At 38.7% G+C, this 6,918-nt stretch carries 5 protein-coding genes; 2 read left to right on the forward strand and 3 right to left on the reverse strand.

Going from position 1 to position 6,918, the window contains the following annotated elements; genetic code table 11:
- Positions 1 to 137: 137 nt before the first annotated feature.
- From ADH81_RS02245 to ADH81_RS02255, 3 genes are all read right to left on the reverse strand, one after another.
- On the reverse strand, positions 138 to 563 hold the full coding sequence (locus ADH81_RS02245) for a hypothetical protein (RefSeq protein ID WP_049526197.1): 426 nt from the start codon (positions 561 to 563) through the stop codon (positions 138 to 140).
- A 41-nt stretch (positions 564 to 604) separates the two neighbouring features.
- Positions 605 to 2,101, reverse strand: a complete 1,497-nt coding sequence (locus ADH81_RS02250) for a hypothetical protein (RefSeq protein WP_049526199.1) — start codon at positions 2,099 to 2,101, stop codon at positions 605 to 607.
- Positions 2,102 to 2,631: 530 nt separating this feature from the next.
- A complete protein-coding gene (locus ADH81_RS02255; RefSeq protein WP_049526201.1) occupies positions 2,632 to 3,798 on the reverse strand; it encodes a CynX/NimT family MFS transporter in 1,167 nt (388 codons plus the stop codon).
- Positions 3,799 to 4,046: 248 nt separating this feature from the next.
- Between ADH81_RS02255 and ADH81_RS02260 the strand changes: the two genes are divergently transcribed.
- A complete protein-coding gene (locus ADH81_RS02260) occupies positions 4,047 to 4,847 on the forward strand; it encodes a glycosyltransferase (protein ID WP_414267924.1) in 801 nt (266 codons plus the stop codon).
- A 70-nt stretch (positions 4,848 to 4,917) separates the two neighbouring features.
- The gene (locus ADH81_RS02265) at positions 4,918 to 6,768 is read left to right on the forward strand and encodes a polysaccharide biosynthesis protein (RefSeq protein ID WP_049526205.1); all 1,851 of its coding nucleotides are present in this window, start codon (positions 4,918 to 4,920) and stop codon (positions 6,766 to 6,768) included.
- The last annotated feature ends 150 nt before the right edge of the window (positions 6,769 to 6,918 follow it).

Consider the following 6,918-nt stretch of genomic DNA (forward strand, 5'->3'; position numbering starts at 1 on the left):
ATATAATTATTCTACACATACATCATACATCTATTTGTAAGCCCTGTCAAGCAATATGTGTAAAATTTTTATATATAAAAATCTCCTAGTAAAAACTAGAAGATTGGAGGCTGTTTTGCATTACTTTGAGGCAATGCCTATCTGCAATCCTCATTATAAATGGGCGGAAGATAAAAATACTTGTCTTCAATCTTGATTTTGGCACAGAGGATGCCGTTTTGATAGACATATCCGTTAAATGGAGGATAGCTATCCAAGTCTTCTAGGATATTCTCAGGCAAAGATCTGAAATTGTAATCCCTCAGAGCCCCAGAACCAATCAATCTTTCAGTCCGATAAGCCTTGATTTCTTTTTCATATTTTTTGAGAAATTCTTCTCGTTTCCTTTCAAAGAGAGCCAAATCTCCGTCATCTAACTCGTAATAGCGTTCGTAACCAGCAATCCAAGAAATATAAACACACAGTAAAGATTTTTCTATCTCAGGAGAGTAGCCAATTGTAAAGTAATTTTCTTTGTCGACCTGCCGATTTTCTACTGTGATAGTCTGTATAAAGTTAGTCATGATAATCTCCGTTTCAGGAATGAACTAGAAAGGCTTCTCATTTAAAAATCCTTTAGCTCATCAAAGATTTCTATAAATTTTTCTTTGTCCATTCCTAAATCTTCAGGTAGTAAATCTAAGATCTCAACTAGGGCACTATAGATATCCTCTCTCTCGATTGTTTCAATAAAACAGTTACGTTTGTCCATTTTATTGAAACCTTGAGTATATTCTCTTATGAGAACTTCTACGTTTGTCATAGTGTTCTCATTGGGGTTTTCTAGAAGCTTTATAAGGCTTGCTCTAGTCTTTCTATATAGAGAGGCTGCTTTTTTTGCATTTGCGGTTGAAATATTTTCTTGTCCATCCCATGAGCGAAATGGATTATCTAGGTTTTGGGCTAGCCATTCAGCTTTCCTCGGTTTTGTTATCCAAAGATTCAGTCCCTTGTCCTGCAGTTTTTTATAATATTTTTTGGCTACTTTAGCTGCATCTTCTGGTAAGCTACTCATCCAAAACATGCTTAATTGAGGTAAATCTTCTGGTTTTGGGATATCCTCTGCAGTAAAGCCAAACAAATCAACGGTTGAAAAATTGACTAACTCTTTGAACTCTGATAATTTATGGAAATTAAGAATATGACCAGGTTTCCCCCACAATCTTAATTCCCTAAGCCTTGGATAGTTATTCAAGATTTGTGCAAAGTCTATTTCGAGGATGTTAGAACAATGGATGGCTCCCAAATCCTTTAATCCCAGCACCTTGGGTAGAGAGTTGTCAAGGTGTAATCGTAAGCTGGCTCCATGGTTTTTTACAAGTATCTGACAATTGTCGCTCATGTCTCCTAATAAGAGTAGCTCCTCCAAATCATCATTCAATCTAAGTTCCTCTACACCTGTCAAATCAATGGAAAGTCGATGTATGGATGTCTTAGAAAAATCCAGTTTTGTTTGTCCATGATTTTCAAGAACTAGTTCTGTAATAAAAGGAGTCGACTGTAAATATTCATATATATTTTTATGCCATTTAGTTAATTCTAACTTAGATAAACAAGGGAAGACCTTTAATTCTAATGCGTCTTCAAAAGGCGTCCACTCGTCATTAATATTGTGTTTAGAAATACGGTAGTCATTCCCTGCAAATGAAACCTTTTCCTTGCTTTTATCTGCTTTCTTAAATAAATCTCTTTTTTCTTTTGGGATTTCTTGCCATTTCAGTTGCCTATAAATATCGTAACCATTCCCCCAAAACATAGCATATGTGTTTGTGCTTTCGGTTGTTAATGGTGTTGTATTCCCAATAAAAATATAATTTGACGGTACATGAATATCAACATTACACAGATGCAAGCCTCTATCCCAGTACATAAAATCAATGTACAGTGGCTTTAAGAAAGATAGTTCTTCTTCTGTAAGAGGTTGTTCTCCTGACCAGTCTAATGACAGTAGGACAGCCTGCGGCTTTTTCTCTCCCTCTTCTATCTTGGTTATCTGACAAGCTATGTATTTTTTTAGGTGGAAATTGTAAACACAATAGACGTCCCCTGCTTTTGCTAGCATATAAATTTCTCCTTAAATGTTACTACATTTTCAATAGTCTTTTTAGACTTTTAAACAAATACTTGTTTGTAATTGAGTTAAAACAAGTAAAGTTCTTTAAGATTTTATTTTAGATAGATTTCTGGTTTCTCAATGACTGAGCCATCCTTCAATTTTGGGAATTGAAGGATTACATGATGCAAGAGTTTAACCTCCTTGGAAGGTTTGATTGTTAGATATTCTAGCTTTATCAGATTAATGATTGAAGTTGCGTCCTTACTTTTTAGGTTACCAGTAAAAAAGCTGAAATAGCGTAACTATGGTATATCATTTAAAAAGTTAGAGGAATCTACATGGATGTTTTTAGGGGCAAAACAATCCCCTTCCATTGAGAGATAAATTGTATAATTGTTTCCATCATAGGTATATTATAGCATGTTTTAGCTTAACGAAAGTCTTGTGAGGAGGCCTTTCAAACCTTTTTAAAAGAAAAAAGCCAGACAGATGTCTAGCTTGAAAAGTGAGTTTATTGTAGTAAATTCTAAAATTTTTTAGAGGATTTTATCAGCTCGATCCACCATAAAGAGGGCGATTGTCATGATGATATCAATTACTAGAAGAATCAGTACCGCTGGAACCCAAGACTGGAACATGTTAAAACTGTAACCAAAGAGAGTTGGTCCAAAGGCAGCTAGAATGTAACCACCGGTCTGGGCAAGACCAGATAATTGGGCCGTCTTTTCAGGAGAGCTGGTTTTGATGGAGAAGCAAACCATGAGGTAAGGGAAAAGAGCGCTACAAGCAGTACCAATCAAGAGATGGGCAACCAACCAATACAAGAAACTGTTGCTTGGGTATAAAAGCATGGCAATTCCTAACATACCAGCCAGAGAGATGATTGTTAACATGATTTGACGGTGACGATTTGACAAACGCGTCGTTAAACTTGGAATGGTCATGGAGAAGGGAATGCTAATTAGTGAAAAGATAGAAGCCAGAAGTCCGGCATCCGTATGAGCTAGCCCTGCACTGATGGCCATGGTTGGTAACCAGGTCATACTGGTATAGAAGAGTAAGGACTGAAGTCCACCGAAGACAATAATAGCCCAAACTTGCTTGCTTTTTAGGATATTCTCTTTTTCTTTTTTCTCTTCATGCCTTTCTAGAAAATGATTGTGGCCATGGTTGGGGAACCAGACCAATAAGGTTAGCAGGCAGACCATGGACAGGCAGAGAATCAGCCCTTTCCAAGATGTTGCCTGAGTAATGGGTACAGAGAGGTAGGAAGCTAGTGCTGTCGCGATTCCCATAGTCGTCACATAAACCGTTGTCAGGAAGCTAATCTTTTGTGGGTAGTTTGCCTGAATCATGCTAGGAAGAAGTACGTTAAAAATAGCGACACTTGCTCCGATGAGTAAGGTTCCCAGATAGAGCAGAGGGAGATTGAAGATACGAATCACTGAACCGATGGTTAAGACGAGGAGGCTGTAGGTAAAAAGATGCTCAAGTCCAATCTTTTGAGCCAAACGCGTCGCAAAAGAGGAGAAAAGAGCAAACATCAGGAGAGGAAGGCTGGTCAAAACCCCAAGTGAGCTGACCTCAACTCCTAGACCTTGAGCAATATCTCCCAAAACAGTTGGTAAGGCCGTAAAAGGAGCTCTTAAGACCGCTCCGATTAAGATAATTCCTAGGATAAAAAAGAGTGATCGTTTTTTCATGTGAACCTCAATAAACTGATTTTGATAACAGCTTATTTTAAGGCTTTTTCCTATAGATGTCAAGATAGTGTGAGGGAATCGGCTATTTAGCTCAGTGAAATCATGGGTAAAAAGGAGGAGAGATTTACTAGTTTTTTTCTGGGATTCAAATAAAAATAGGAAAGTCTGAAAAATTGTGATAAAATAGTGAAAGAAAATCTATATATTGGAGAGAAACTGTGTCTGTAAATCGGAAATTTAGTGTCTTGATGTCAGTCTATATCAAAGAGAATCCAGCCTTTTTGAAAGAGGCGGTCGAGAGCATCTTACATCAAACACTCCAACCAAGCGAAGTGGTTATCGTTGAAGATGGTCCGCTGACACCTGAACTATATCAAGTTTTGGAGGAATTGGAAGCACAGTCAAGCATTCCAATTAAACGATGTCCGCTTGAGCAAAATCGTGGTCTAGGATTGGCACTCAAGTATGGTGTTATACAGTGCCAATATGATGTTATTGCCCGAATGGATACAGATGATATTGCTGTCGAAGACCGTTTTGAGCAACAGTTTGACTTGATGGAAACAGAAAATTTGGATCTACTAGGCGGTCATATTGCAGAATTCATCGATCAACCTGATGAAATTGTTTCTTACCGTCGTGTGCCGATTAAGCACGAAGAGATTATCGCCTACCAACGTATGAGAAGTGCCTTTAATCATATGACGGTTATGTTTAAAAAAGAGATGGTTCTTAAGGCAGGTAACTATGAAGATGGGCTCTATATGGAAGATGATTTGCTCTGGCTCAATATGATTAGTGCTGGTGCTCGGACTGGAAATGTGGATCAGATTCTTTGTAAGGTACGCGTGGGAGCGGGGATGTTTGAACGCCGTGGTGGCCTTCGCTATCTTAAACTCTATCGCCAGGCACGTCAAAGAATGCACGCGCGTGGACAGATTTCTTATGGCGAATATCTGAAAAGTGTTTTAATCCAAGTTGTCGTTGCCCTATGTCCAGGCTTTGTCCGACAGTTCATATTTTTAAAACTATTGAGAAAAAGCAAATAACTAATCGGTTTTAGAAAAATATCTTGTAATTACTAGAAAATGTGATTTTGTGTAGGAGGATACCATTCACATGAATAAAAAAATGACAGATTATGTAATTGATCTTGTTGAAGTGTTAAATAAACAACAAAAACAAGTCTTTTGGGGGATTTTTGATGCTGCCAGCATGATTTCCTCAATCATTGTTTCTTATATCTTGTTTTATGGATTGATCAATCCAGCTCCTGTGGACTATGTCATCTATACAAGCTTGACCTTCCTTTTCTATCAAATCATGATTGGATTCTGGGGGCTCAATGCTAGTATTAGTCGCTATAGCAAGATCACAGACTTTATGAAGATATTCATCGGAGTAAGTGTCAGCAGTGTTTTGTCTTATCTTCTTTGCTATGCCTTCTTGCCACTTTTCTCTGTACGTTTTATCGTTCTCTTTATCTTGCTCAGCACCTTCTTGATCTTGCTCCCACGTATTACTTGGCAGTTGATCTATTCAAGACGTAAAAAGAGTGATGGAGAAGGGGAACACCGTCGTACCTTCTTGATTGGTGCGGGAGACGGTGGAGCTCTCTTTATGAACAGCTACCAACATCCTACGAGTGATCTTGAGTTAGTGGGTATTTTGGACAATGATGAAAAGAAAAAAGGTCAAAAACTAGGTGGAATCCCAGTCTTAGGATCTTATGAACAGTTACCAGAACTCTCAAAACGTCATCAGATTGAAAAAGTTATCGTTGCGATTCCTTCTCTTGATCCATCCGAGTATGAGCGTATCCTAAAAATGTGTAACCAACTTGGCTTGAAGTGTTATAAGATGCCCAAGATTGAGTCGGTTGTACAAGGATTGCATCCTCAGGTAGGTGGTTTCCAAAAAATCGATATTACTGACCTTTTGGGACGTAAAGAAATTCAACTAGATGAGTCACGCCTAGGCTCAGAAATTACTGGAAAAACCATCTTAGTGACAGGTGCAGGAGGTTCTATCGGGTCTGAGATTTGCCGTCAGGTTAGTCGCTTTAATCCAGAGCGCGTGGTTCTCTTGGGTCATGGGGAAAACTCCATTTATCTGATCTATCATGAATTGATTCGTAGCTTCCAAGGAATTGACTATGTTCCTGTGATTGCAGACATCCAAGACTACGATCGCTTGCTTCAAGTATTTGAGCAGTACCAACCGGCCATTGTTTACCACGCTGCTGCCCATAAGCACGTGCCAATGATGGAACGCAATCCCAAAGAAGCCTTTAAAAATAATATCCTCGGAACTTACAATGTTGCTAAGGCAGTTGACGCCGCTAAGGTACCAAAAATGGTTATGATTTCGACCGATAAGGCCGTTAATCCACCAAACGTAATGGGAGCTACCAAACGTGTGGCAGAGTTGATTGTTACAGGATTCAACCAACGTAGTCAGTCTACCTATTGTGCGGTTCGTTTTGGGAATGTTCTTGGTAGCCGTGGTAGTGTGATTCCAGTATTTGAGCGTCAGATTGCAGAGGGTGGTCCAGTGACTGTGACGGACTTCCGTATGACTCGTTACTTTATGACCATTCCAGAAGCTAGCCGTTTGGTGATCCATGCAGGAGCTTATGCTAAAGATGGAGAAGTCTTTATCCTTGATATGGGCAAACCAGTTAAGATTTATGATTTGGCCAAGAAAATGGTTCTTCTTAGTGGACGTACTGAAAATGAAATTCCGATTGTAGAAGTAGGGATTCGTCCAGGTGAGAAACTCTATGAGGAGTTGTTGGTATCTACTGAATTGGTTGATAATCAAGTCATGGATAAGATTTTTGTTGGTAAGGTTAATGTCATGCCGCTTGAAGTTATCAATCAAAAGATTGAAGAATTCCGTGCTTTGCAAGGTTCAGAGTTGAAGCAAGCTATTATCGGTTTTGCTAACGAAACAACTCACATTCATTAAAAAAGAAAAAAGGTATGATTCCTAGCTTCATGTTAGAGGTAAGTGGAATCATACCTTTTATTAATAACAGCTACTCCTTTACCAATTTTTTGGCTCTTTGTCAACTGTAGTGGGTTGAATAAAAGCTAACATCTGGAGAGGACAATTGTT

Source organism: Streptococcus pseudopneumoniae (assembly GCF_001072925.1).
Taxonomy (GTDB): Bacteria; Bacillota; Bacilli; order Lactobacillales; family Streptococcaceae; genus Streptococcus; species Streptococcus pseudopneumoniae_Q.

What these genes read in the sequence shown, in the direction of transcription:
- ADH81_RS02250 (WP_049526199.1), bottom strand. Translation starts at nt 2,101, where the DNA reads ATGCTAGCAAAAGCAGGGGACGTCTATTGTGTTTACAATTTCCACCTA.
- ADH81_RS02260 (WP_414267924.1), top strand. Translation starts at nt 4,047, where the DNA reads ATGTCAGTCTATATCAAAGAGAATCCAGCCTTTTTGAAAGAGGCGGTC.
- ADH81_RS02245 (WP_049526197.1), bottom strand. Translation starts at nt 563, where the DNA reads ATGACTAACTTTATACAGACTATCACAGTAGAAAATCGGCAGGTCGAC.
- ADH81_RS02265 (WP_049526205.1), top strand. Translation starts at nt 4,918, where the DNA reads ATGAATAAAAAAATGACAGATTATGTAATTGATCTTGTTGAAGTGTTA.
- ADH81_RS02255 (WP_049526201.1), bottom strand. Translation starts at nt 3,798, where the DNA reads ATGAAAAAACGATCACTCTTTTTTATCCTAGGAATTATCTTAATCGGA.